The 24,251-nt window shown below is 59.7% G+C and carries 21 protein-coding genes and 1 pseudogene; 6 read left to right on the plus strand and 16 right to left on the minus strand.

Annotated features, from left to right (window positions below; genetic code table 11):
- From P7F68_RS08845 to P7F68_RS08860, 4 genes are all read left to right on the plus strand, one after another.
- Window positions 1–1,937: Ig-like domain-containing protein (locus P7F68_RS08845; RefSeq protein ID WP_277832432.1), on the plus strand; the 1,937-nt coding region annotated here is incomplete at its 5' end.
- 2 nt (window positions 1,938–1,939) lie between these two features.
- On the plus strand, window positions 1,940–4,111 hold the full coding sequence (locus tag P7F68_RS08850; RefSeq protein ID WP_277832434.1) for a hypothetical protein: 2,172 nt from the start codon (window positions 1,940–1,942) through the stop codon (window positions 4,109–4,111).
- Window positions 4,108–4,836 carry an efflux RND transporter periplasmic adaptor subunit gene (locus P7F68_RS08855; protein WP_037982335.1) on the plus strand — a complete coding sequence of 243 codons (729 nt, stop codon included), beginning with the start codon at window positions 4,108–4,110 and terminating at the stop codon, window positions 4,834–4,836. The genes P7F68_RS08850 and P7F68_RS08855 overlap by 4 nt, the downstream gene beginning before the upstream one ends.
- On the plus strand, window positions 4,833–6,194 hold the full coding sequence (locus tag P7F68_RS08860) for an efflux RND transporter periplasmic adaptor subunit (RefSeq protein ID WP_277832437.1): 1,362 nt from the start codon (window positions 4,833–4,835) through the stop codon (window positions 6,192–6,194). Before P7F68_RS08855 ends, P7F68_RS08860 begins: the two co-directional genes overlap by 4 nt.
- A gap of 17 nt (window positions 6,195–6,211) precedes the next feature.
- On the opposite strand, the gene P7F68_RS08865 is transcribed toward P7F68_RS08860, so the two are convergent.
- Window positions 6,212–7,186 (minus strand): curli production assembly/transport component CsgG, encoded by a 975-nt coding sequence (locus P7F68_RS08865; protein WP_277832440.1) that lies wholly within the window; start codon window positions 7,184–7,186, stop codon window positions 6,212–6,214.
- Between the two features lie 520 nt (window positions 7,187–7,706).
- Between P7F68_RS08865 and P7F68_RS08870 the strand changes: the two genes are divergently transcribed.
- Window positions 7,707–9,203, plus strand: a complete 1,497-nt coding sequence (locus P7F68_RS08870; protein WP_277832442.1) for an O-antigen ligase family protein — start codon at window positions 7,707–7,709, stop codon at window positions 9,201–9,203.
- Between the two features lie 28 nt (window positions 9,204–9,231).
- A complete protein-coding gene (locus P7F68_RS08875; RefSeq protein WP_277832444.1) occupies window positions 9,232–9,603 on the plus strand; it encodes a hypothetical protein in 372 nt (123 codons plus the stop codon).
- A gap of 117 nt (window positions 9,604–9,720) precedes the next feature.
- On the opposite strand, the gene P7F68_RS08880 is transcribed toward P7F68_RS08875, so the two are convergent.
- The 15 genes and pseudogenes from P7F68_RS08880 to P7F68_RS08950 all read right to left on the minus strand — a co-directional run bounded on the left by P7F68_RS08880 (window position 9,721) and on the right by P7F68_RS08950 (window position 24,161).
- Window positions 9,721–10,080, minus strand: a complete 360-nt coding sequence (locus tag P7F68_RS08880) for an H-NS histone family protein (protein WP_338405587.1) — start codon at window positions 10,078–10,080, stop codon at window positions 9,721–9,723.
- 220 nt (window positions 10,081–10,300) lie between these two features.
- On the minus strand, window positions 10,301–11,266 hold the full coding sequence (locus tag P7F68_RS08885; protein WP_277832446.1) for a VanZ family protein: 966 nt from the start codon (window positions 11,264–11,266) through the stop codon (window positions 10,301–10,303).
- Between the two features lie 75 nt (window positions 11,267–11,341).
- Window positions 11,342–12,733, minus strand: a pseudogene (locus P7F68_RS08890) (mannose-1-phosphate guanylyltransferase/mannose-6-phosphate isomerase).
- Complete coding sequence (locus tag P7F68_RS08895; RefSeq protein WP_277832448.1) at window positions 12,733–13,032, minus strand: NUDIX hydrolase; 300 nt, start codon at window positions 13,030–13,032, stop codon at window positions 12,733–12,735. Before P7F68_RS08895 ends, P7F68_RS08890 begins: the two are co-directional and overlap by 1 nt.
- Entirely contained in the window at window positions 13,032–13,322 is a 291-nt protein-coding gene (locus P7F68_RS08900; protein ID WP_277832450.1) for an NUDIX domain-containing protein, read from the minus strand. The genes P7F68_RS08895 and P7F68_RS08900 overlap by 1 nt, the downstream gene beginning before the upstream one ends.
- Before the next feature lie 11 nt (window positions 13,323–13,333).
- Window positions 13,334–14,110 carry a WecB/TagA/CpsF family glycosyltransferase gene (locus tag P7F68_RS08905; protein ID WP_277832452.1) on the minus strand — a complete coding sequence of 259 codons (777 nt, stop codon included), beginning with the start codon at window positions 14,108–14,110 and terminating at the stop codon, window positions 13,334–13,336.
- 4 nt (window positions 14,111–14,114) lie between these two features.
- On the minus strand, window positions 14,115–15,254 hold the full coding sequence (locus P7F68_RS08910; protein ID WP_277832454.1) for a glycosyltransferase family 4 protein: 1,140 nt from the start codon (window positions 15,252–15,254) through the stop codon (window positions 14,115–14,117).
- Window positions 15,251–16,456 (minus strand): glycosyltransferase family 4 protein, encoded by a 1,206-nt coding sequence (locus P7F68_RS08915; protein ID WP_277832456.1) that lies wholly within the window; start codon window positions 16,454–16,456, stop codon window positions 15,251–15,253. Before P7F68_RS08915 ends, P7F68_RS08910 begins: the two co-directional genes overlap by 4 nt.
- Complete coding sequence (locus P7F68_RS08920) at window positions 16,457–17,332, minus strand: glycosyltransferase family 2 protein (RefSeq protein WP_277832458.1); 876 nt, start codon at window positions 17,330–17,332, stop codon at window positions 16,457–16,459. It abuts the gene before it with no gap.
- Window positions 17,307–18,527, minus strand: a complete 1,221-nt coding sequence (locus tag P7F68_RS08925) for a hypothetical protein (RefSeq protein ID WP_277832460.1) — start codon at window positions 18,525–18,527, stop codon at window positions 17,307–17,309. The genes P7F68_RS08920 and P7F68_RS08925 overlap by 26 nt, the downstream gene beginning before the upstream one ends.
- A gap of 75 nt (window positions 18,528–18,602) precedes the next feature.
- Window positions 18,603–19,202, minus strand: a complete 600-nt coding sequence (locus tag P7F68_RS08930; protein ID WP_277832462.1) for an acyltransferase — start codon at window positions 19,200–19,202, stop codon at window positions 18,603–18,605.
- A 4-nt stretch (window positions 19,203–19,206) separates the two neighbouring features.
- Window positions 19,207–20,442, minus strand: coding sequence for a glycosyltransferase family 4 protein (locus tag P7F68_RS08935; RefSeq protein WP_277832464.1), 1,236 nt, complete (start codon window positions 20,440–20,442; stop codon window positions 19,207–19,209).
- A 7-nt stretch (window positions 20,443–20,449) separates the two neighbouring features.
- Window positions 20,450–21,943 (minus strand): lipopolysaccharide biosynthesis protein, encoded by a 1,494-nt coding sequence (locus P7F68_RS08940; protein ID WP_277832465.1) that lies wholly within the window; start codon window positions 21,941–21,943, stop codon window positions 20,450–20,452.
- Window positions 21,944–21,980: 37 nt separating this feature from the next.
- Window positions 21,981–23,114 (minus strand): GDP-mannose 4,6-dehydratase, encoded by a 1,134-nt coding sequence (gene gmd / locus P7F68_RS08945; RefSeq protein WP_277832467.1) that lies wholly within the window; start codon window positions 23,112–23,114, stop codon window positions 21,981–21,983.
- 18 nt (window positions 23,115–23,132) lie between these two features.
- Window positions 23,133–24,161: a GDP-L-fucose synthase family protein gene (locus P7F68_RS08950; protein WP_277832470.1), complete on the minus strand. Its 1,029-nt coding sequence runs from the start codon at window positions 24,159–24,161 to the stop codon at window positions 23,133–23,135.
- Between the last annotated feature and the right edge of the window lie 90 nt (window positions 24,162–24,251).

Below are 24,251 nucleotides of genomic sequence, written 5' to 3' on the forward strand. Positions count from 1 at the left end.
TGCCCTTGCCGGCGACGGTGTTCCCGTTTGCCGACGCCGACGGCGACGCGCTCGCCGGGGTGACGATCACCGCGCTGCCCGAACATGGGACGCTGCTGCTTGCAGGGGAGGCGGTGGCCGTGGGGCAGTACATCGATGCGGCTGCGCTGGCGACGCTCGAGTATGTCCCCCTGCCCGACTACAACGGCCCGGATGGCTTCGGCTTCAAGGCGTGGGACGACAGCGGCGAGGGGCGTGGGCCCGGGCTGTCGAGTGCTGAGCACCGCGCGTTGATCACGGTGCTGCCGGTCGACGATGCACCGACCAGCGCAGACCTGCCGCTGGCGAGCGCGCCTGAGCGGCTGTCCGTGGATGAGGACGGACGCCTGCCGCTGCCTGCGGACGTCTTCCCCTTTGGCGACGCCGACGGCGACGCGATGGCGGGCGTCAGCATCGTGCTGCTGCCCGAGCACGGCGTACTGCTGCTCGACGGCGTGGCGGTGCAGGCCGGGCAGTTCATCCCGACGGCGGCCCTGGCGATGCTCGAATATGTGCCGAACCCGGACTACAACGGCCCCGATGGATTCAGGTTCCGGGCCTGGGACGACAGCGGGACGGGTGGCGGCCCTGGGCTGTCGAGTGCGGAGCATGTGGCACTCATCACGGTGCTGCCGGTTGCCGATGCGCCGACGAGTGCGGATCTGCCCAAGGCCGACGATCCTGGGCGCTTGACGGTGGATGAGGACGGCCGCTTGCCCTTGCCGGCGACGGTGTTCCCGTTTGCCGACGCCGACGGCGACGCGCTCGCCGGGGTGACGATCACCGCGCTGCCCGAACATGGGACGCTGCTGCTTGCAGGGGAGGCGGTGGCCGTGGGGCAGTACATCGATGCGGCTGCGCTGGCGACGCTCGAGTACGTACCCCTGCCCGACTACAACGGCCCGGATGGCTTCGGCTTCAAGGCTTGGGACGACAGCGGCGAGGGGCGCGGGCCCGGGCTGTCGAGTGCAGAGCACCGCGCGTTGATCACGGTGCTGCCGGTCGACGATGCGCCGACGAGCGCAGACCTGCCGCTGACGTCCGACCCCGAACGGCTCACCGTGCCGGCGGACGGCCGCCTGCAGCTTGCGGCGGATCTGTTCCCGTTCGCCGACGCCGACGGCGACGCGATGGCGGGCATCAGCGTAGTCGCGCTGCCCGAGCATGGCGCGTTGTTGCTCGATGGCGTCGCCGTGCAGGCGGGCCAGTTCATTGCGAGCAGTGCGCTCGCCGGCTTGCACTACGAACCGGCGCGCGGCTTCGACGGAGCGGACGGCTTCGTATTCCGCGTCTGGGACAATAGCGGCCGCGATGGCAGTCCTGGCCTGACCAGTGTGGAGCACCGTGCGCTGATCACCGTGACCCCCGCGCCGCTGCCCTTTGTGTTCAGCAGCCGTACAGAGGCGAGCACGCCTAACGAGGCCGGGCTCCAGTGGGTGTCGCCGCTGCAGTACCAGTCCGCGTTCGCCTACGAGGTGATTGACTACGCGGTGCTGCTGGAGCCATTCAGCTACCCCGATGTGGACAGTGGTTTGGATGCCGAGAAGGCGCTTGCACAGGCGGATGTGTTCGAGGTCTGCACCTTGCACCGGCTGCTCGGCATCGGGTGCCGCTTCGTTCCTGCCGCGGCCCCGGGTGAATACCTGCTTGCGACCGGGCGCGGCTCCCTGGCGTATGCCGTGCCGACTGCGCCGGGCGTGCCGCCGGTGGGGCTGAACGCCGAGGGCGCCTTCGTGGCTGAGGCGAGCGGCCCTGAGTCAGGCTTCAATGCACCGCTCGCAGACGCCTTCGCCCATACCCTGGGTGACAGCAGTTTCGAAGGCGTGGAGCCGGGCGTGGTCGAGTTGCCCGCCGAGGGCCTGCTGATCGTGCCACAGCCGCCGGCTGGTCCGGCGGGAGAGGCCGGGGCGAGGCGCTGACGATGATGGCTGAGGGCAAGCCTGCAGCGGGTCTCGAGGCGCTCGACGCGGGCTGGAAGGGCCTGCGCGCCGACATCGAACTGCGCGTGAGCGCTGCGGACGAGGGCGGACAGGCGGCGTGGGTGATCGAAGACCCGGTCAGCGGGCGCTACTTTCGTGTTGGCCAGGTCGAGTCCGTCGTGGTCGAAGCGCTGCGCAGCGGCGCGTCGCCGTCGGCCGCACTGGAGCGTGTGCAAGGGCTCGGCTTGCCGCCACCGACACCGGCCGCGCTGCGCGCCTTCCTGGGCGAGTTGCGGCGGGCCGGCCTGTGCCGCGAGGGCGACACCGCAGCGGATGGCACCGGGCGCGGCCAGCCCGGGTTCTGGACGCGGATGCTGCATGGCTACGTCTACTACCGGATCCCGCTCCTGCGCCCTGACGCATGGCTTACCCGGCTTGCGCCGGTGCTGCGGCCGCTCGCCAACCCGCTGGCGGTGCGCGCGCTGCGCTACGTCGGCCTGCTCGGGGTGCTGCTTGCCCTGCCGCAGGCCCAGCTCTACTTCTCTACCGCTAGCTACTTGCTCACGCCCACCGGTTTTGTGAGCTTCATCGCCTGCCTGGTCGCGCTCAAGCTCGGTCACGAACTGGCGCACGCATTGAGCGCAAAGCTCAAGGGGCTTCATGTACGCAGCATGGGCGTTGCCTTCATCCTGCTGTGGCCCATCCTCTACACCGACGTTACCGACGCCTGGCGCGAACCCGACCGGCGGCGCCGGGCGCAGATTGGCTCGGCAGGCATCCGCTTTGAACTTGCGGTGGCGGGCGCTGCCCTGCTGCTGTGGTCCGTCCTGCCCGATGGCGTACTGCGCAGCCTCGCCTTCTACCTGTCCAGCGCGTCGATCCTGTCCACGTTGCTCATCAACCTCAACCCCTTCATGCGCTTCGACGGCTATTACCTGTTGATGGATGTGTGGGGAATCGACAACCTCCAGCCGCGCGCCTTCGCGTTGCTGCGCCATCGCCTGCGCCGGATCTGCCTGGGCTGGCGGGGGCAGGCCCCGGAGGCGCCGCCGCAGGCGCCGCTCATGGTGGCCTATGCGGTCGCGACGCTGGCTTACAGGGTCTTCGTGGCGATCGCGATCGCCATGGCGGTGTTCGCCTTCATCGGCGCCCTCGCAGGTGTGCTGGTCGCGGCGCTGGAGCTCTACATCCTGCTGTTGCGCCCGCTCGCGCGCGAACTGCGCGCGCTCGTCACACAGCGCGCGAGCATCGGGTCGCGGCGGCGCACGCTGGCAACGCTCGGCGTGCTCGGCGTTGCGGCCCTTGCGCTGGCGCTGCCGTTGGAGCGCACCCTGGCCGTGCCCGGGCTGCTCATGCACGAGCGCCTGCAATACGTCAGCGCACCGTTCGAGGGCCGCATCGTGACGCTGCCGCCCGCGGTCGGCACGGCGGTGGAAGAGGGCGCCGTGCTGCTCGTGCTCGAGAGTGCGGCGCAACGCCATGCGCTGGACCGGCTCGACATCGAGCTCCGCCACAACCGCGCGCAGCAGCAGGCGCTCGACACCCGCGGCAGCGAGGGCGGCTACCGCAAGTGGCTGCAGGAAGAGGAGCGTCGCCTTCTCGCAGCGCGTGCGGCAGCCGAGTCGCGCCTCGCCCAGCGTGTGGTCCATGCCGCTGCAGGGGGTGAGCTGGTTGAACGCCATCCCGACTACCAGGTGGGCGATACCGTTGCCGCGGACGTAGTGCTGGCCAGCGTCCGACAGTCGCCGCGGCTTCGCGTCAATGCGCTGGTCGAAGACAAGTACAGCGCACTGATCGACCCCGCCGGGCTCACGCGTGCCCGCTTGCGGCCTTGGGATACCGGCCTGCCCGGGCCCGAGGTCGTGGTGGCCGAGGCCCAGCCACGGGCGGCAGAGTCGCTACCGAGCGTCGTCCTTTACGACCGCTTTGGCGGCCCCATTGCGGCAGTGCAGTCGGGGCGCAAAGACCTGGGCGCCGACACCGCTGCCGCTCTGCGCACGGGGTCGGCGCTCCAACCGCGCGATGCCTACCAGGCCTTCAGCTTCATCGTCGATCTGCCGGCGATGGCCGAGCGCATTCCCGATGCAACGCCAGCGTGGGTCGAGCTGCAGCTCCAGCCGGTGTCCGTCCTTGGTCAGTTCCTCAGCTTTCTTGTTCGTACCGTATCCAGATGAGCACGCCCTTGGTCTATCTGTTTTCTGCGATCGTCGCCGCGGTCATTTTCGCCAGCTCGAGCTTTGCCGCGACCTTGCCTGAAGTCCCCGTGGCCATCGAGTCGCGTCAGCAGGTGGTGCTGTCCATGGGGCGCTCGGGGAAGCTCCTCGAACTCGTACCGGACGTCGGCAGCGAGGTGCAGAAGGGGGCCCTGGTGGCGCGTGTCGACAGTCGCGAGCTGGAACTGCAGATCGAGCGCAACAATGTCCAGATCTCCTACCTCTCCAATCTGGCAAAAACCACCCTGGGCCTGGTCAATCAGGGACTCAAGACGGAGGATGACCTCGGGCGTACGCGCGCTGAGCAAGGCGTCCTCGAGGCCGAGAACCGCATTCTGCGCCAGCAGATCCAGATGTCCAGGGTGGTTGCGCCCTTCTCGGGCTCGGTTGTGGAGCGCCATGTCAGCAAATACCAGTGGGTGGAGGCGGGCATGCCCATCGTCGAGATCGTGGACAACACCCGTCTGCGTGCAGTGGGGGACGTGCCTGCGGAGGCGGCGGCGGGGCTAAAGCGCGGCGCGCGCGCGCGCCTGGTGCTGCCCGACCTCAACCGAGAGCTCGACGTCGAGGTCGAGGCGGTGTCGGCCAAGGTGGACCTGCGCAGCAACACCGTCCGCGTGATCTGGGCGCTGCCCAAGCCCGCCAACGGCGTTGTGCACGGCATGAAGGGCATGGTGCAGCAGTGAAAGAGGGGCGACGCGAGGCCGGTGAGCTCTTGCTCGGGCGCCTGTTGCGCTTGTGCACCGCCCTCGCTGGGGTACGCGATGCGGACAAGGCCGGGCAGTTGCTGGCGAACCGGATCGGCGAGGTGCTCGCATGCGAGCGCGCGGTGCTGGTATCTGTCCCGGCGCTGTTGCCTTGCCAGGCCAGTGCGGGGGTAAAGCCTGCCGAGCGTTCGGTGCTTGCCGATGCGATCCGTATTGCCGCGGGTGAGCTCGGGCTGGGCAATGGGCCGGCTCGTCTGGGGCATTCGGCGCGGCCGGCGCAGGTGCGCAGCGAAGTCGCAGGGGAAGCGCTCGCGGATGCGCTGCAACGTGTCATCGCGGCTCAGGGCGGCACCCAGATCCTGTGGTGGCCGCTGCCGGGGCGCGATGGCGAGCCGGGCCGCCATGCTCTGTGGCTCGAGCGTCACCGCGGCCGCGCATGGACGGACGAGGAGGTGCTCTTCGCGCACCGCTTTGGGGCAATGCTGGGCGCCCTCATGCCGTCGCCGCAGCCGCCGCGCTTGGGCGCGCGCAGGCGTGCGCTGCTCGCAGGCCTTGCCGTGGTGCTCGTGGCCGCCCTGGTACCGGTGCCCGCAGCGGTGACGGCCCCGGTGCAGGTCGTGGCCGCCGAGCCGCGCCACGTGTTTTCGGCGCTGGACGGCGTGATCGCAACGCTCGAGGTAGCGCCCGGTCAGCAGGTGGAGCCCGGAGACCTGCTGCTGCGCATGGACACCCGCGTGCTCGAGAAGAACGTGGACGAGGCGCGCCAGTCGCTGGCGGTCGCCCAGGCCGAGCTCGCGCGGGTGCGCGCAGCGTCGCACTACGACGCCAGCGCCCGGGCGCGTGTGGCGGTGACGCAGATCGAGCTCGAGCGCGCGCAGCTCGAGCTCGACTTCCAGCTCGCGCAGCTCGAGCGTGCCGAGCTGCGCAGCGAGCTGTCGGGCCAGGTGCTGCTCGAAGACCCCGACCGCCTCCCGGGGGCGGCCGTGCGGATGGGTGAGCGGCTGCTCAGCATCGCCGACACGCGTGTCACGCGCCTGCGCATCATGGTGCCGCTGGCCGACTTCAGTCTCGTTGATGAAGGGGCGCCAGTCCAGGTCACACTCGACCGCAGCCCTTTGTCCGCGCTGTCTGCACAGGTGGTACGGCGTGGTTACAGCGTGCAGCTGTCCGATGACCAGCTGCCCTCGATCGCGGTCGATGCCGACTGGCGCGCAATGCCGCCGGCCGTGCTGCCCGGCGCCCGCGGCACGGCTCGCATCACCGGCGAGCGTATCCCGCTTGCCCAGCAGTTGCTGCGCAAGCCCTTGCAGGCGCTTCGGCGTGCGTGGGGCCTATGAGCGCGGCAAGCCTCTGCTCAGAACACCGCCGACGGCCCTTGCACGGGCATGGAGTAGGGCGTGGTGACGGCCTCGCCCTCGTCGAGCAGGCTGGGTTCGAAGCTCAGCAGTGCGGCCTCGGCGTCGAAGCCGACCACCGCCGCCGCTTTGGCCGCGCACTGGCGATCATGTCCGAAGTCGTGCCCGAAGTAGCCCTTCGGCCGGCACAGGCGCACCACCAACTCGCGCATCTCGTAGCCGCGCAGCGAGCCGGACACCAGCGCACCGACTGCAACGTTCTCTTGCCCGGGGCCGTTGCCGTTGTCGACGATCAGCACCTCGCCCACGACGCGGCCGGGGAGGCTGACGGGGGGCTGTGCCTGCCCCCGTGGCAGACTGTGCTCGCGGGTCTGGATCGAGAGCAGGATGCCCGGCTTCAGCCCAAGGCGGCGACCGTGGGCGATGAGGATGGTCTTGTCGTCCTCGATCTCGAGGACGGGGGCTTGCCAGGGCAGGGTGCCGAGCACTGCAGAGGCGCTCTGCAGCGCCTGGCGCACGGCATGGTCGAGTGCGCCCAGGCGAGCCTGCACGCCGTCGGCGCCCGCCTTGTCCGCGCCGAACAGGCGCGTGGTGCGCGAGAGTGGGACCCCCTCGCCGACGAACTCCATCAGCGTCGTGGTCGATGCGGGGTCGTGAATGCGCAGGCGAACCGTGCTCAGGCCAGCGCGCTCGAGCAGTTCGGCGCTCAATTGCAAGGTGTCGGCGCCGGGCTGTGGGCTGCGTCCGCCGGCTGCGCGCCCTCGGTGCAAATCGTTCCGCTTCACCAGTTCGTAGCGGCCCGAATCGACGAGCGCACGCTCGAGCGCGATACGCAAGGCCAACAGCCGCGCCGCCGCGGCGTCGTCCGCGGGGCCGTGCTCACCGGCATTGCGCACACCGGTGATGACGACGGGGCGCTTGATCCGGGCTGTCTCCAGCCCTGCCGGCGAAGTGCTGGGTCTGCTTGCGACCAACTGCGGCGTCAGCGTCGTCGCCGTGGTGGGGGCGGCCGTTGCCAGCTCTGGGCTACTGGCGCAGCCGGACAAGGCGAGCAGGGCGAATGCCAGTGCGCCGCAGCTGAGCGGTCGGCGAGGCGTTCGAGGGGGCGAGGCTTTCGATAGTGCCGGGCGCCTTGAAGGCGCGGCTGGCGGGAGGGGCGCTGACGTCATGGTAAGCCCTTGCGGTTGTATGTGCCTGTATCAGTAAGGCTGTCGGGAGACATCGTCGATACTAGTGTCTCGCTGAGAGGGTAAGTTTGATGCTGCTCAAAGGTAATGTTTTGCGGGCCGTCAGGTCGAGGCGTGGCGTCGGCGGGGCGTTCTGAGGGCCTCGGGTGCGTGGTGAGGTTGCGCCGGGATGCAAGGAGTGTCGAATATAGGGGTAATGATGTACCTCTACAACATTTCGTGCTTGCGCTGAAAACGGGTAATCGGCAGTATAGTTCTCCGCAAACATCCCCGGCCCAGGGCAGATGCGAGCGTCTGCATTGTCCCTTTGAGCCACCAGGTGCGCATCTACCCAATGGACGAACATCATTCCCGGTTCGAGCGTCTCCTTGTTGGGCTCGTTCTTTGTGTGCTTGTGGGGCTGCCCTTACCGTTGGGTAGCAATCGGGACTGGGCCATCGGGATCTTCGTTGCGGTGCTAGGTGCGATTGGGCTAGGGTGCGCGATCGTACGCAGCCGTCAGCGCGCGCCCCGCGCTGGCAATGCTGCTTGGCGCCCGGGCCTGCCGATGGTCGTGGCCCTCTTGGCGACCCAGTGTTGGGTAGCCATTCAATGGCTGGGAGGCCTTACGCTAGATCCCGGTGCGACTTTCAGGTCGCTCTCGCTGGGCCTGGCCTACTGCCTGCTTTTTGTGGTCGTCATCGAGCTCTTCCATACCCGTAGCCGACTCACCCTGCTACTGGCCACGCTCGTGGTAAGCGGCACATTGCAGGCCTTTTACGGGGCACTCATGACCTTGTCGGGCGTCGAGTGGCTGCTCGTCGGCCCAAAGGCCAGCTATCTTGGCGACGCCACCGGTACGTTCATCAATCGCAACCACCTTGCAGGTTACCTGGAGCTGACGCTTGCCTGCGGCATCGGGCTTCTGCTTGCGCTGCGAGACGGCCGCCCGATCAACTGGCGCAGCAGTCTGGAGCTTGTCCTCGGTCCCAAGGCAAGGCTGCGCATGGCGCTGGTGATCATGGTCATTGCCCTGGTCATGACGCACTCGCGCGGCGGCAACATCGGCTTTTTCGTCGGCCTGGTCCTTGTCGCCGGCATCTTCGTTGTTCGCAATCGCGAGCATCGTGCGCGCAACGTCGCGATCTTGCTGAGCATCGTCGTGATCGACGTCCTTATCGTCAGCCAATACTTCGGTCTAGAACGGCTTAAGAACCGCCTCGTCGATACCCGCCTGACCGACGTCGTCGTCGATGGCGCGGTCGTTGCCACCGCGAACGAACTGCGCGATGACGTGGTGCTTCAGTCCCTCCCGTTGGTGCGCGAACGCCCGCTCACCGGCCATGGGGCAGGAAGTTTCGAGGCGGTGTTCCCGCGCTTCCCCGACCACAGCATCCCGCTGCATTTCGATCATGCGCACAACGACTATGTGCAGTTCGTTGTCGAGTTCGGCGTGTTTGGATCCTTACCGCTCGCGGCTTTTGTGGCGCTTGCGCTGTTCCACGCATTCAAAGCCTTGTGGCGGCTGGATTCGACCTACGGCAGTGGCGTGGGGTTCGGCGCCGCCATGGGCATCGTTGCGCTGGGTGTTCACGCGGCGACCGATTTCAACTTTCAGATTCCAGCCAACGCGGCAACCTTCGTGGTGTTGTGTGCGATCGCAGTGCTCGCCGGACACCACACCAAGCGAAGTCGTTCGCGTCCAAGCCGCGTTGAAGAGCCGCCGGCGAGCGGTAACGCACATCGGGGTCTGCAGACCGTGTGGCAGTCGGAAATGGCGCTGGCCAAGTCCGCTGCACCGCGGGCAAAGGCCTTGCTCACATAAAGCAAGTAGGCGAGTAGGGAGACGAACAATGGGAGTAATTCGATACAGCGATCTTGAGCGCGCCAACAGCACAAGGGCATTGAGCTTTCATCTCGATCTCAACACCAGCACGCTGTCGAGCAGCGATGGGCGTAATCTCAAGTTGCCTTGTGAGGAGGCGCTCTTGCTTGGTCAGCTTGCCCGCGCGCCGCACACCGAGTTCAGCAGCCTCGCGCTGGTGGCCATCGTTGCCCCACTTGGCGAGGACCCCGAACTGTCACGCATGCATGCCCACCTTTTCCGGCTGCGCCAAAAGCTCGTCGCGCTCGACCGGCGCATGGTGATCGCACCCGGCCAACGGCTCACCTACTTCTATGCGGGCCCTGAAATACGCGTCACCGCGCCCCGCCCCGGGGCCTGAGGATGCCGGCGAGCCCAGCGAGGCGGTGGCAGCGCTGGCAGGCGACGCAGGTCACGGGGGGCCGCGACGGCCTTGCTGCGCATGCGGGCACCGCCCGTGTCCCTGGCCGCGCGCTGATCAGCGCTCGGGGATCAGGAACGCATCCCGCTCGTGGCCGGCGTCGATGGCTTCCTTCAGCCACTTGGGCATCACGCCTCGGCCCGTCCAAGTCTTGCCCGACACCGGATCCTGGTATTTCGGCTTCACTGGCGCGCGCTTCGACGGCCGGCCGGCAGCCGCCTCGCTGCGTGCTGCAGAAGGCGCAGCAAAGCCGAGGTCTGCCGGGGTGAGATCGTAGTCGCGCATCTTTTGCTTGATCTCCTCGATCACGCCGGCGATCTCGCTCTGGCGGAGCGCCTCGGCCTGTTTCTGCAGCGCCTCGATCTGCGCCATCAACTCTACATAAGTGGTCATTTTTGTTTCTTCCTGATCAATCATCCAACGGTTGTGACATTCACGGCCTCGAGTTTAGCCGCTGATGTCGTGAGGCCTCCACTTTGAAGAACGAAAAAATCTGCAGCATCTTCGGCCAGGCACTGGTTTTCTCAGTAGTGGAGATCTTCAGGGAGTTCATGGCATGCGAATGCGATGACCCTGGGGCGGAGCGCAAGGCCATTCACTCAGCATGCTCACTCAAGACTCTGCGAAGAACTCAGCTTCAAGCGGTGCGCGTAAACCCAAGGCGAGCCATCAATACACCCAGCATCGCCCCGCCCGCATCAAGCCCGACATCGAGCCAACCACCCTCGCGGCCCGGCACCAGAAACTGCAAAACCTCGGTTGCCGCGCCGAGCAAGATCAGGCCACCGATCAGCCGCCACGCCGCCAGATCGCGCCGAGCCACCGCCAAGGCCGCGCCCAGCAGCGCAAACATCAGGAAATGCATGTAATCCGAAAGCCCGCGCCCCTCCGAAACCGGCATCGACCAGCCCAGCCAATCCGCCAGCCACTGGTACAAGACCATCGTAACCTGTTGCTGCAGGACATCGCGCCACTCGCCCGGCATTACCACCGCCGCCAGCACCAGGGCAAATGCCAGCACCAACTCCGCCCGGTAACGCGCTGCTTGTAGCCAGTGTGCCAGCAAGGCGCCGAAAGGCACCAGCCACAACACCCACAAGGCCAGCAAAGCAGTCGACACCCAGGTACGCTCCACCAGCCAGGACAGCCGCAATTCACTCACTGAGAACGTTCCGGGCACCCGCAGTAACTGCGCCATCAACTGCAGCTCGGTGGTTTCCGGCAGCAGTAGAATCACCGAATCCACCGCCCCAGCCTGCGTCCCGGCACCCATGAACGCCGCCCGCTCATGCGTTTTGCCCTGCGCATCCACCATGCGCACCGACAACATCGCCCGATGCCTGGGTTCCTCGCCCTCACCAACGGCGTCCAGGGCCACCTCGGCCAGCACCCGCACCGCCTGCGCCCCATCCGCCATCGGCAAAGCCCAGGCCAGGCCACGTGTTCTATCTCGATTTGTCGCCGACAGCGCAAAGCCATCGGGCAAATTCGCCAGCACCGGCTCACCGAACCGGCGCAAGCCCTCATCCGCCAGCGTCGGCTTCACCGATGCCAGGGTGGAATAACGCACCTCGGGCAAGTTAAGCAGCAAGGTGGCAGCCATTGCTGCCACCAGCAAAACCCAGGATAAAAAATCTCTCACCCAACACCGCCCATCTTGCCCACACAAACCATCGACTTACCGCCCGTAGCGATCCTCAAACCGCACGATGTCATCCTCGCCCAGATAAGACCCGCTCTGCACCTCGATCATCTCCAGCGGTAGCTTGCCGGGGTTTTCCAGGCGGTGCGTGGTGCCCAGCGGGATGAAAGTCGATTCGTTCTCCGACACCAGGAAAGTCTCGTCGCCCTTGGTCACCCGCGCCGTGCCGGAAACCACGATCCAGTGCTCGGCGCGGTGGTGGTGCATCTGCAGCGACAGCACGCCACCCGGATTGACCACAATGCGCTTGACCTGGAAGCGCGAGCCGAAATCGATGCTGTCGTACCAGCCCCAGGGCCGATGAACCTTGCGGTGGGCATTGGTTTCCGAACGCCCCGCCGCCTTCAACTGGCCGACCACGTTCTTCACCTTCTGGATCTGATTGCGATCCGCCACCAGGATGGCGTCGTCGGTTTCCACCACGACCACATCCTGCAGCCCCACCGTTGCCACCAGCCGGCTGCTCGCCATCACCAGCGAATTCGCGGTATCGACCGCCAGCACATCGCCCTTGAACACGTTGCCGGCTTCGTCCTTGTCGCCGATCTCCCACAGCGCACTCCAGGCGCCGACATCCGACCAGCGCGCATCCAGCGGCACCACCGCCACCTCGCCGGTATTCTTGCCGGCGGCCGTCAGCGGCTCCATCACCGCATAGTCGATGGACTCCGACGGGCAAGCCGCAAACGCCGCCTCGCACGCCGCCAGAATATCCGGCCGGCACTGCGCCATCTTGGCCAGCCACACCGACGCCTTGATCACGAAAATACCGCCATTCCACAAATACTGGCCGCTATCCAGATAGCGCTGCGCCGTCGCCTGATCCGGCTTCTCGACAAACTGCTCGACCAGGCTCGCGCCCTCGCCCAGCGAATCGCCCACGCGGATATAGCCATAACCCGTTTCCGGTGCCGTCGGGCAAATGCCGAAAGTCACCAGCTTGCCCGCATCCGCCAGCGGCAAAGCCAGCGCCACCGCCGCCCGGAAAGCCGCTTCATCCTGGATCACATGATCGGCCGGCATGATCACCAGCACCGGATCGTCACCGCCCGCTTGCGCCAGCAAGGCGCCCAGCGTCAAAGCCGGCGCCGTATTGCGCCCGCAAGGCTACAGCACCATGCCACCGTGTCTCACGGCAATCTGGCGCAACTGCTCGGCCATCAGAAAACGGTATTCCTCGTTGCCGATCAGAATCGGCGCCGCCAACCCGGCCCCCGCCAGCGGCAAATCCTTCAGCCGCTGCACCGTGGCCTGCAACATCGAGCTCTCACCCGCCAGATTCAGCAACTGCTTGGGAAACTGCTCGCGCGACAGCGGCCACATCCGGGTGCCGGAACCACCGCACAGGATCAAAGGTTGAACGTTCATCAAATCACTCCAGGAAAACATAATTCTTTCGCCACCCAGCGCAAATACGGCTGAACATAGGCATGCGCAGGCTGCTCATGGGCTGCATCTTCAGCCGGGCTGAGCCAGCGCCAGGCGCCGTGCTGGGCCAGATAAGCCGCTTGCGGCCCATCCACCGCTTCTAGCTTGCCCGGCAAGGCCAGTTTCAAGGCCACCGACTCGGCAGCATCCAGCATCAGACAATGCGGCAAATTCACGTAATGCGTGGGCGTGTTCGCGCAAAACGCGCTATCCGGGTAGAAATGGTCCCACACGCCCATCAACCGCGCCCGGCCCGCCCAGGCCTGCGCAGTAGCATCATCCGCGCCCGGCCCGCCCAGGCCTGCGCAGTAGCATCATCCGCGCCCAGTTCAACCGCCGCCACCCGCGCCAGCGCAGCCTGCCAAGGCTCGCCCTTGCGAATCCGCCCGCCCGGCGTGAACCAGCAATGCCGCGCCGGCGCGTTCTCGCGCCAGCCGGTCAACACCCGGCCATCGACATCCACCGCCACCCAGTCCACCGACACCAGCGGCAAAGCCTGCAAGGCGCTATGGAACTCTGCTTGCGTCAAACCCGCCGCCATCACTTATTAATGCGATGCGCTTTGAACCCATGCCGGGCCATACCAAGAATGAACAACGTATTGGTCACCAAGTAGCGCTTCCACAAACGACGCGGTTCCGAACACAAGCGGTGAAACCACTCAAGTCCGTAACGCTGCATCCATAGCGGTGCACGCTTGATCGTACCGGCGTGATAATCAAAAGCCGCGCCGACCCCTACCATCACCGCATTGATACGCCCACGATGGGCATGCATCCATTTTTCCTGCTTCGGACAACCCAGACCGACAAATAAAACCGCCGCCCCTGCCGCGTTGATTTGATCCACGTAGACCTGATCCTCTTCTGCGGTCAACGCCCGAAAAGGCGGCGAAACCATTCCGCCGATTTTCAAGCCTGGGTAAGTAGCAAGCATTTTCTCGCGCAGGATCGCCAAAACATCATCCTGACCACCAAAGAAGAAAACAACCTGCCCAAGCTTTTCCGCCTCAGCCAGATAACGCCACATCAAATCCGGGCCATTGACACGCTCCTGCGACACAAAACCTGCACGACGCATTGCCCAGGCAACAGGCGCACCATCAGGCGTAACCATATCCGCCTTATCCAGCACAGATGCCAGTTCGGGGTCCAGCCCGGCAGTCACAGCCATATGGACGTTACAGATGCAGACAACCGCACTGCGACGCTCTCGCCCCCAATCCGTGAGCCGCCCCAGCGCATCGCTCCAGCTCAGCAAATCCAATGGGGCCGATAGAACCCTGACAGTCATCCGCTTCATTTCGAGGCTCTTCATAAAACTATTTCTTTGGAGCAGCAAGGCAGCGCTCGATGCCATCACAAAAATTCTTCACCATATTGTCCAGCGTATAGCGGGAAGCGCTTTCCAGCGCAGCGCTACGCATTGCCTCAAATCGGGGACGGTCCTGCAGTAAATCAACAACAGCATCCGCGTACTCCGCTACCTCACCAGCAACAACTAAACCATTTTTTCCGGATTCGAGATAAGCCATCTCAGGGCCATGCCGGGCATCGGCAGTCGTCACCATAGGCACGCCAGCACAAAAAGAATCAACAATGTGCAAACCCACCGCACCCGGATTCAGCACTACACCCGCCAACTTGAACCAAGCAGCCTTATCACGCCCTTTACTTACTCCCACCGGATGCAACCAAGGACGTGTTTTTGCAGCAACACGGACCTCTTCTGCACTGGGTCCGTCGCCAATCACAACCAATGAAAAACCCGGGACTTCAGCCCGTATGCGATCAGCGGCAGCGATCATGAAATCAATGCGCTTGTCTGGATATAAAGAACCACAGAACAGCCCCAACGGGCCTGCACCATAAATTTGGCGTAACGGAAGCAAATCGGCTTCGGTAACCGCCGCCAAATCTGCATGGAACGCTTCATTATCAATGGCATTGTCGAGTACGGTAATACGTTGATCCGGATAGCCATCAGAAACCAATATATCCCGCGTCATCTGGGTATAGGCAAACCACCAATCGACCCGCCCCACCAAAAGCTGCTTCCATTTTTCGCGTATTCCTGTTGGAGCATCCGTTTGAAAGTTACGTCCATGCCCCCAAAACGCAACTTTTGGCCCGCCCAATGGCCGGCGCAGCAACCACGCGTAATTCGCCAGAAGCTTGTTTTCCTGGGGCACGATGACCAATTCTGGTGTCGGCACTTCTTTGGCCATCGGCACCCACACACCAGATGTACTGCCGAACGTAAATGTGAGTTGTTCAACTTCATGAGCCCAAGACAAATGACCACGATCATTTATCTTCAAGGCGGCTGCATCTGGCTTGCCATGTACCAAATGAAAAGAAATTCCACGATCTACCAAAAAATCTCGTGCTCGTTCAAAAAACGCTTCCCGGTAATGCGTCAACCTTTGCTGAAAACAAACCACATGGCGAGATTGATTCATACGCGTTGGTTCTCCGCTATTGCTGCACCGTATATTCTCATCAAAATCTCGTAGTTTGCATCCTCAGTATACTTCTTTTCGAACTCCTTCCGCACGTATTGCCCCATACTCTCAAGTTTGGAGGGCTGTGTCCAAACTGATCGTACACTTTCCAACATCGCACGCGGCTGACCAGTGGGAAAAACCACTCCGCAGGAGCCATCTACAACGATGGAAGGCAAAGGTCCGATATTAGAAACAGCGACAGGTGTTCCAAAAGCAAATGCCTCAATAACAACCAAACCGAAAGTTTCAAAGCATTCAGAAGGCAAAACCAATAACTTAGCCTTCGAAATTTGCTCTTGAGCTTTGTCAGCGGGCATCTGTCCGAGAAACCGTATAGGCAAGCCAACTGCTTTTTTTTCCAAGTCCGAACGCAAGGGACCATCGCCAACCAAGCGCAATTGCGGTGCCGATTCGCCCCATTGCCGCCAAGCATCGATCAACGTAGCCGCCCCCTTTTCGGCTGAAAGTCGACCAACAAACACAACATAATCTTCGCGTTCTGACCAAGGCACCACTGGTGGCGTGCCTGGATAAAAGTTGGGCTTCACATGAATCTTATGTTCCGGCAGACCGGCATCAGCGATGATCTGCTTTTGAAAATCTGACAAAGCGATAAAGGCATCCACATCATGTTTCCAAGTACCGAGCCACCGATGTAAAGCGATATTCAATGCCAAAGGGATTGTTGCAATTCGACTATCTCTGTAACAGCCATGATTCAGTGACGGAATAACGGATTTGTGATCAATGCATTCGGTACAGACCTTACCATCGCGCATGGGAATTGCCGCCGGGCACACCAGTCGGTAATTGTGCAAAGTTAAAACGCGCGCGGAACGTTTTCCTATTGCACGAAATATTGACGGAGAAATTAGAGGAAAGGTGTTGTGAACATGACAAATATCAGGGTTGCATCGATTGATTATCTCTTGGATTTTCGTAGCTGACCAAGGATTCCAAGGAGTAGAGAGCGCGCCCTTGATTTTCCCAAAACGCCCCTGCCTTAGAATATCATCACTCTGGCGAGTGAACTTCTCTAAAAGATGCCCTCTCGTTCTCAACAGATCGTTCTCGGAATCAACGACCAGATTCTCACCCGATGGCATGCTTGAGTTGTAGAAGTTATGAGCAATTAATATCCGCAATTTTATGGCCAATTACCGAACGAGTGTTTTAAAGTAGGGCCACGCAAAATAAAGTGGCCATAAAATTCCTCCGTGCCTCCTGGTAAAACATAACCAAGATTTAATCGGAAGCCCTTTCCGGCTGGTGATGTGTTTAAACCGGGCAGCAAGGGAAATTTGCTTGTCCATGAATGTCTGGGTAACAGGATTATTTGAACATACCCCAACAAATCCTGGCGCAACAAAAATGCGGCCCCCCGCCCGGCGGACACGAAGGGCATAGTCAGTATCACCCATCGCATGCTCAAAAACAGGATCTAAATTCCCGATAATCTCAGCAACCAACCTCGGAATGAGCGCACAGTTTCCATTCATGACTTCGCACTCTACTGGCTTCGACGAATCCCAAACCTTTCGGTATTGAAACCGCCGCAATTTTCCTTGCGCGACACTTCCCCCATAGCTCAATCGACCCTCTTCATCTCGAGTGCTCCCAACAACAACAATTTTCTCACCATGAGCAGCAGATAAATCTTTGTAGGTATCGGCCAGTTTAACTAATGCGTCACTATCCAAGATAGTGTCATCGTTAAGCCAAAGATAAAAATAAAAGTCACGTTTCATTGCGTGAGCAAACGCCCAGTGCATGCCACGATTCCAGAACAAACTACCATCACCCCTAAGTATTTCTACGTTATTAAACTTGTTTGCCACCTCCTCGGCTGTGCCATCTGTGCTGCCGTCATCCACTAGCACCACGTGAATAGACCACGAGTTAGGCAGAGCCGCTGAAAACAGAGCGTGAAGCGACCCAGCAGTTTTATCCCTGCGGTTGTGACAAGTCATCAAAACCGCAACGTTTTTTTTTTCATAATTAGCCCTCTTAAGCGAAGCGTGCTTTAGCGGCATGCTCCGCTATTACCTTATTACTAGTACTTAACAAACCAACCAAAAAAGCATAAATTAAAGGAAAGTTAGTATATTGCTCACCAACCAGTAACACGGAAACAGTCAAAACCAAAAAGAAACCACGAATAGGTTTATTCTCACCCCATTTGACGAAATACAAGCTAACAAACAAGGCAAACCAGCCTATTGCGCCAAACCTTACCCAAAACCCGGTCAGAGCACTACCTTGCCCGGCAACCATCTCTGCAACCTCTGGATCTAGCGCGTAACGGGTTTCCGGATTTCCACTCCAGCCAGCAAGGGGTTTATCTCTAATAAACTCAAGGTCATATAACATATTACCAAAGCGATTGATCTGGTAATTTCCCACCCCGGCCTGTGCATTAAACATCTGTTCCTGTATTTTCTCACTAAGAAAATCCAGTTGCGTCACCGAAAAATAGGCCACAACCGCACCTACAACTAAAATTACGGGCGCCATTAAAATATAAATGGCTTGCTGCCTCTGTGGAACACGTTCAACCATGTAAAAACACAATACAGAAAAGCCCGCAATGTAGCCCATTGTCGATTGTGTCGATATCAATCCAGCAATCAATGCAACCACTTCCCAGCGCGATATGGCCGATGACCCACGAAATACTATTGAAATAAAAAGCGCAAGAACGAGATAGCCTGAAAATGCGCCAGGTTCCCAGAACATTCCACTATTACGCGTCTCATGCTCGACATGAAAATTATGAAACCCGATATGCCGTATAGGATCCAAGCCCTCTCGGGTATCCACGGAAAGGTACATAAAAGAAAGCGGGCCGGACAAGTCAATCCCGAAAACATACGGTATGTAAAACGCAAGGCTCATGCAGGCCAGCACAGCCATCACTCGAACATACTTAATGAAGAAGTTTTCTATCACTGTAGCCGCTAGCACACCAATCGCAATTTTGACCAAGAAACCCAGGCTAGCCATTATAATCAGCGCACCAAAAGTGAATAGATGTATAAAAACCAATGAAAAAATAATCAATGGAAAAACAATAGCCGTGTTTTTAATTGGAACTGGCTTTCTCATCCACATAGCGAATAAAATCACCAATACCAAAAAATAGGTAGCCTCTTTACCAAAAATCAGCGCCGTGGGGTTCCCTGAAATCGCAATAACAAAAAAAACCAAAAAATAAACAACGTGGTTCATCTTAAAACACCCCTAGCCAAATCTTCCTACACCAGTCACCGATAATTCAGTCGAAAAGCACGAAGATAATGCGCCTCATTTACAAATTACCCTCAAAACACGAGCAGGCACACCTACGGCAATAACACCAGGGGGAATATCTGAAACAACAATAGAGCCTGCGCCGATCACCGAGTTTGAACCAATTGTTACCCCCTTGAGCACTATGCTGCGCGTTCCGATAAATACATTATCTTCAATAACAACAGGAGCAGACTCAATAGAATCATGCTTAGCAAAGCGACGCCCGGCCGATTCAATTGGGTGAAAGTCATTATCTGCCACAAGAACATCAGCACCAAATAAACATTCCTTACCAATTTTTACTGAGTTGGCAGCACATATAACCACGCCACTCAAGCCCGAATCACTTCCTATCGTAATGCTGGCGCCAGGCCGCATCGTTCGAAGAATACAAGGGCGTGCTACTCCAAGCGCGGTGAAATAGCTATGAGAAGCAAGAACGACTCGGTCGCCAAGCCTGATGGTTGAATTTTTTACTACCGAGACAATCGGCATCCCGTAGAAAATATTCGCATACCCAACACTAACACCACTCATCCTGAGGCGCGAAGGCACAGTTATACACCACCATCGTTTGAGTAAAGCATAAAAGATATCCTGATACATCTTCATTTGATTACCCTATATTGCACTCAACGGGCAGTGACATTGCCTTCAGATATTCTCCTAAATAAAGGTCTGCAACGACCGGCGCGGTAAAAGTCTCGCAAGTCCGACTGACAGCCGCCTCTGAGCAGGCTTGCCAAACTGTCGCATCCGAAAGAAGAATTTTCGCAGTGTCGGCAATCGCCTGCGGTGATGTAACGTCGGTGGTGATGCCGCCTTCACCGATCACCCAGGGAACTCCACCGCTTTCATCACCACCGATAACAGGAAGCCCCAGAGACATAGCTTCGGCGATACCCATAGGGCATGACTCTTCCAGCGCCGGATGAATCATGAAATGCATTGTGCGAAGTTGTTCTAAAAGCTCACGGTGAGGGGTGCAGCCATGAAAATGGATGTCATCAGTCAAACCATTTTTATGGCACCACTGTTCTGCCACTTCACCTGGCCCAAAATCTGCGCCATAGAGGTGCAACTCCAATTCGGCGTGGCCCGACGATCTCAGTAATCCGAATGCCCGCAAAGCTGGTTCAGGATTCTTTAGACTGCCCCAGCCATTAATGACCATGGCAATTCGCCGAGGCTCCCCACCACTTGCCTGTGTAGAATTTTGAGTATGCCCTGAGTGAAGAAACAGAAAATCCGGTAAAGGGTTCTGTACGACAGCCACACTGCCTTTAAAATATTTCTGCACAGCATCGCGAAGATAGGGAGAAACAGCCGTCACAACACCTGCCTTGGCCAAGCAATGGCGCCCCATCAAATAGCGAACAAAGCGATACGCATTAGGCATGAATTTCAAAACAACATCGGGCGCATCATGACAGGTCACCACATGAGGCTTACCCGATTCAACAGCGGACAAGCCAAACTCGTAAGCCCAATGAGCATGCACCACATCAGGATTCGCCTCACGAATTGCCTTGACGAGGGCAGCACGCTCAACCGAAAAGAAGTCCATTGCTCGACCAAGATAGCCAAATTTTGGCCGGAATGAGTGTGGTCTTTGTCCAATGTAGTAGATCTGGAATTGATCACCCATGGCACAAGTCCATTTACTCCGGTCTGCGGGCATGTCGGTTGATGTCGTAAATGCCGACACTCGGTGCCCTCGCTTGAGCAATTCACCGATCAAGGTTGCCAAGAGCGGGGCACCGGAGTAACCCTTGGGTAGTCTTTCTGTATTACATGTGAGAAACGAAGCGATATTTTCAGTGGCAATAGGGCCAGCGATAGCAATATGCATATATTTATCAATTCAGGCGAAGCCAGTACGTTACACGGCAAGGCAGTGCGTTACGTTCAAGGAGTAATTTGAAGAGTGCACCACGACCGATATACGGACCTAATGCGCGCAAAAAAAACAGCAGTGCGAGCGAAGCAGTAGCCATGAGAATGAGCAGATTGACCATGTCATTCTTCGCACTAAGGAAATAATCGGTCAGCGCTACAGTGCCAGCGACAAGAAGACCAAGAACTAAACCACGTTGTAGCGCAACGCTTACCTCGAATAGCGTGACGCACATACCGAAACGCGCTGCGACCAGCAATGTTATCCAGCGAATAAGGTGTGCGATAAAAACCGCCCATGCAAGCGCATCTAGCGATTGCATGCCGGCAAAAAACAGCAGTGGCGCACTAATCAAAAGTGCGACTAACTGCGCATAAACCTCCAACTCCGTTCGATTTATCGCCATCAGTACAGGGCCAATTACAGCAAGAAAGGCATGCACTGGCATAGCAAGCGCTAGAGGAACCAATGGTGAAATAGCCGCACTCCACGCTTCACCGTAGATACCAAGAACAACTACCTCCGGCACAACTGCTACGGTCAGAAAAATAGGGAGACAGACAAGCCCAACAAATTCTGTTGCTGCAAGAAAACTGCGCTTGGTGGATTCGGGATTGTTCTGTTCGCGTGATGCAGCCGAGAATAAAACCGACTGAAGGCTGGTGACAATAACGCCGTTGGGCGTCCCCAGAAGAGTCATTGCCCGGTTATAAACTCCTAACTGGGCAACACCAAGGTATTTGCCAACAATAAAATTATCCAGGTTCAGAATGGCATAACTACAAAGATTTGCCCCAATAACCTTGCCACCGAAGGTAAATAAACCTGGCTTTGAGGGGCGTAATCGCGGTCGAATGGCAACCCTCGATTTGACAAGTACGATGACTGTATAGGCCACTGCCTGAGCCATCTGCGCTGCAACCAAACTCCAGGCGCCGTACCCTAGATAGGCCATCGGCAACCCGATGCCGACGTAGCCGAGCATGTAGGTGGCCACGTTAGCCATTTGTGAAAACTTGAACCGAAGTGCTCGATTCAATGCTGCGGTGGTGGTTTGGCCAATTGCCTGAATCAAAAACAGCCATGCCATCACAGCAATGACAGGCTCTGCCGGTGCGTGATTGAAGAACGCTGCGATCTGGCTGGTAAATAGAAATCCGAGTAGCGAAAGGCTAAAACCGATGAGCACCTGAATGGTGAATATGTACCCGACGTCTCGATCTGTCAGGTCTGGCCGCTGGATTAGGGCAGCACTAAACCCGAAGTCGGAAATCAGCTTCCCTACGCCGATCATCAACCAGGCGATCGCAACAACGCCGAACGCCTCCGGGCCGAGCAAGCGTGCCAGCCAGACGCCAATCAGGAATTGGAGCATTACCTTGAAGCCATTGCCGAGATAATTCCACTTGGCAGCCGAAACGGCGCGCTTGGTTAAGGATTCAACGTTTTCGGTCATGTGCGGCAGTGACGATGCAGATATGCTGCTTATTCATTTACCGCTCAGAACTCACAGAAATATCGTACCCATGCTTCTTCAAGAGCGCATGGCGCTTGGCCGATTCCAGATCATGCGCAACCATTTCCTCGCACATTTCCTGCACGGTGATTTCCGGTACCCAGCCAAGTTTCTCCTTGGCTTTGCTCGGGTCGCCAAGTAGCGTTTCCACTTCGGCCGGGCGGAAGTAGCGCGAGTCGATCTTGACGATGATGTCGCCGACCTTGAGTGCGGGTGCCTTGTCGCCTTCGATGGCTGCGACGATGCCCACTTCGTCCACGCCCTGCCCTTCAAAGCGCAGCGTCAAGCCCAGGTGTTCGGCGCTCCAGCTGATGAACTGGCGCACGTTGTACTGCACGCCGGTGGCAATAACGAAGTCCTCCGGCTGGTCTTGTTGCAGCATCATCCACTGCATGCGCACGTAGTCCTTGGCGTGGCCCCAGTCGCGCAGCGAATCGATGTTGCCCATGTACAGGCAGTTTTCCAGCCCTTGGGCGATGTTGGCCAGGCCGCGGGTGATCTTGCGGGTGACGAAGGTTTCGCCACGGCGCGGGCTCTCATGGTTGAACAGGATGCCGTTGCAGGCGTAGAGGCCGTAGGCTTCGCGGTAATTGACGGTGATCCAGTAGGCGTAGAGCTTGGCTACCGCATACGGGCTGCGCGGGTAGAAGGGCGTGGTTTCCTTTTGCGGGGTTTCCTGGACCATGCCGTAGAGTTCGGAGGTGGAGGCTTGGTAGAAGCGTGTTTTCTTTTCCAGGCCAAGGAAGCGGATGGCTTCGAGCAGGCGCAGCGTGCCAATGGCGTCGACATCGGCGGTGTATTCCGGGGCTTCGAAGCTGACGGCCACGTGTGATTGGGCGCCGAGGTTGTAGACCTCGTCCGGTTGCACTTCCTGCAGGATGCGGGTGAGGTTGGAGGTGTCGGAGAGATCGCCGTAGTGGAGCTTGAAGCGGGCGTTGTCGATGTGCGGGTCTTCGTAGATGTGATCGACGCGCTGGGTGTTGAACAAGGAGGCGCGGCGCTTGATGCCGTGCACTTCGTAACCTTTTTCGAGCAGGAATTCGGCAAGGTAAGAGCCATCTTGGCCGGTAACGCCGGTGATGAGGGCAATTTTCTTGGTTTGAGCAGTCATTGTTGTTTTCCTTGAAGCTTATTTACCGAGGTAATCGTTGTAGGCCAGCAGCAGGCCCTGCTTGAGGGCGATGGTGGCTTTCCAGCCGAGCTTTTCCAGCCGGCTGCTGTCCATCAACTTGCGGTAGGTGCCGTCGGGCTTGCTGGTGTCGAATTCGATTTCGCCCTGGTAGCCGACAACTTCGGCCACGGTACAGGCGGCTTCCTTGATCGTCAGGTCGCTGCCGTAGCCAACGTCGATGTGACTGAGCATGGGCTGGGTGTTGGCGTCGTAGGTGGGCTTGTCCAGGTTCATGACGAAAATGCTGGCGACGGCCATGTCGTCGACGTGGAGGAATTCGCGGTACGGGGTGCCGGTGCCCCACAGGGTGACCTTGCCGCTTTGCATCATGGCGCGGATGTCGGCGGGGATTTCGCCGTACTTGGCTTCGTCGGCTGCAATGCCGGCGCTGTCGCCGGCCTGGGCGAGCTTGCACAGGTGGAGCTTGCGGATCATCGCCGGCAGGACGTGGCTGTTGGCCAGGTGGTAGTTGTCGCCGGGGCCGTAGAGGTTGGTCGGCATGACGCTGCGGTGATCGCGGCCGTACTGGCGGTTGTAGCTTTCGCAGAGTTTGATGCCGGCAATCTTGGCGATGGCGTAGGGTTCGTTGGTGGCTTCGAGTACGCCGGTAAGCAAAGCATCTTCGCGCATGGGCTGCGGTACGGCCTTGGGGTAGATGCAGCTGGAGCCGAGGAAGAGCAGTTGTTGCACGTCGTTGGCGTGCGCGGCCTGGATGATGTTGGCTTCGATCATCAGGTTTTCGTAGATGAACTGCGCCGGGTAGGTGTTGTTGGCGTAGATGCCGCCGACCTTGGCGGCGGCGAGGTAGACCTGATCGGGCTTTTCGGCGGCGAAGAAGGCGTTGACGGCAGCCTGGTTGGTCAGGTCAAGCTCGGCGTGGCTGCGGGTGACGATGTTTTCGCACCTTGATGCCTTGAGCTGGCGGACGATGGCAGAGCCGACCATGCCACGGTGGCCGGCGACGTAGATTTTGGCTTGCGGGTTCATGCTGGGTTGGTCTCCACCAAACAGATCGCACGTATTACCTTTGGCCGCCACGGCAACCAGATTTCTTGATGACCCCCTAGCGGAAGAACT

The sequence above is a fragment of the Thauera mechernichensis genome, assembly GCF_029588855.1.
GTDB lineage: Bacteria > Pseudomonadota > Gammaproteobacteria > Burkholderiales > Rhodocyclaceae > Thauera > Thauera mechernichensis.

Bases quoted from the DNA above. Each gene is read 5' to 3' on its own strand.
- P7F68_RS08850 (WP_277832434.1), top strand. From the start codon at position 1,940: ATGATGGCTGAGGGCAAGCCTGCAGCGGGTCTCGAGGCGCTCGACGCG.
- P7F68_RS08855 (WP_037982335.1), top strand. From the start codon at position 4,108: ATGAGCACGCCCTTGGTCTATCTGTTTTCTGCGATCGTCGCCGCGGTC.
- P7F68_RS08875 (WP_277832444.1), top strand. From the start codon at position 9,232: ATGGGAGTAATTCGATACAGCGATCTTGAGCGCGCCAACAGCACAAGG.
- P7F68_RS08880 (WP_338405587.1), bottom strand. From the start codon at position 10,080: ATGATTGATCAGGAAGAAACAAAAATGACCACTTATGTAGAGTTGATG.
- P7F68_RS08885 (WP_277832446.1), bottom strand. From the start codon at position 11,266: ATGGCTGCCACCTTGCTGCTTAACTTGCCCGAGGTGCGTTATTCCACC.
- P7F68_RS08895 (WP_277832448.1), bottom strand. From the start codon at position 13,032: ATGGGCGTGTGGGACCATTTCTACCCGGATAGCGCGTTTTGCGCGAAC.
- P7F68_RS08905 (WP_277832452.1), bottom strand. From the start codon at position 14,110: ATGAAGAGCCTCGAAATGAAGCGGATGACTGTCAGGGTTCTATCGGCC.
- P7F68_RS08910 (WP_277832454.1), bottom strand. From the start codon at position 15,254: ATGAATCAATCTCGCCATGTGGTTTGTTTTCAGCAAAGGTTGACGCAT.
- P7F68_RS08920 (WP_277832458.1), bottom strand. From the start codon at position 17,332: ATGCCGCTAAAGCACGCTTCGCTTAAGAGGGCTAATTATGAAAAAAAA.
- P7F68_RS08925 (WP_277832460.1), bottom strand. From the start codon at position 18,527: ATGAACCACGTTGTTTATTTTTTGGTTTTTTTTGTTATTGCGATTTCA.
- P7F68_RS08930 (WP_277832462.1), bottom strand. From the start codon at position 19,202: ATGAAGATGTATCAGGATATCTTTTATGCTTTACTCAAACGATGGTGG.
- P7F68_RS08935 (WP_277832464.1), bottom strand. From the start codon at position 20,442: ATGCATATTGCTATCGCTGGCCCTATTGCCACTGAAAATATCGCTTCG.
- P7F68_RS08940 (WP_277832465.1), bottom strand. From the start codon at position 21,943: ATGACCGAAAACGTTGAATCCTTAACCAAGCGCGCCGTTTCGGCTGCC.
- gmd (WP_277832467.1), bottom strand. From the start codon at position 23,114: ATGACTGCTCAAACCAAGAAAATTGCCCTCATCACCGGCGTTACCGGC.
- P7F68_RS08950 (WP_277832470.1), bottom strand. From the start codon at position 24,161: ATGAACCCGCAAGCCAAAATCTACGTCGCCGGCCACCGTGGCATGGTC.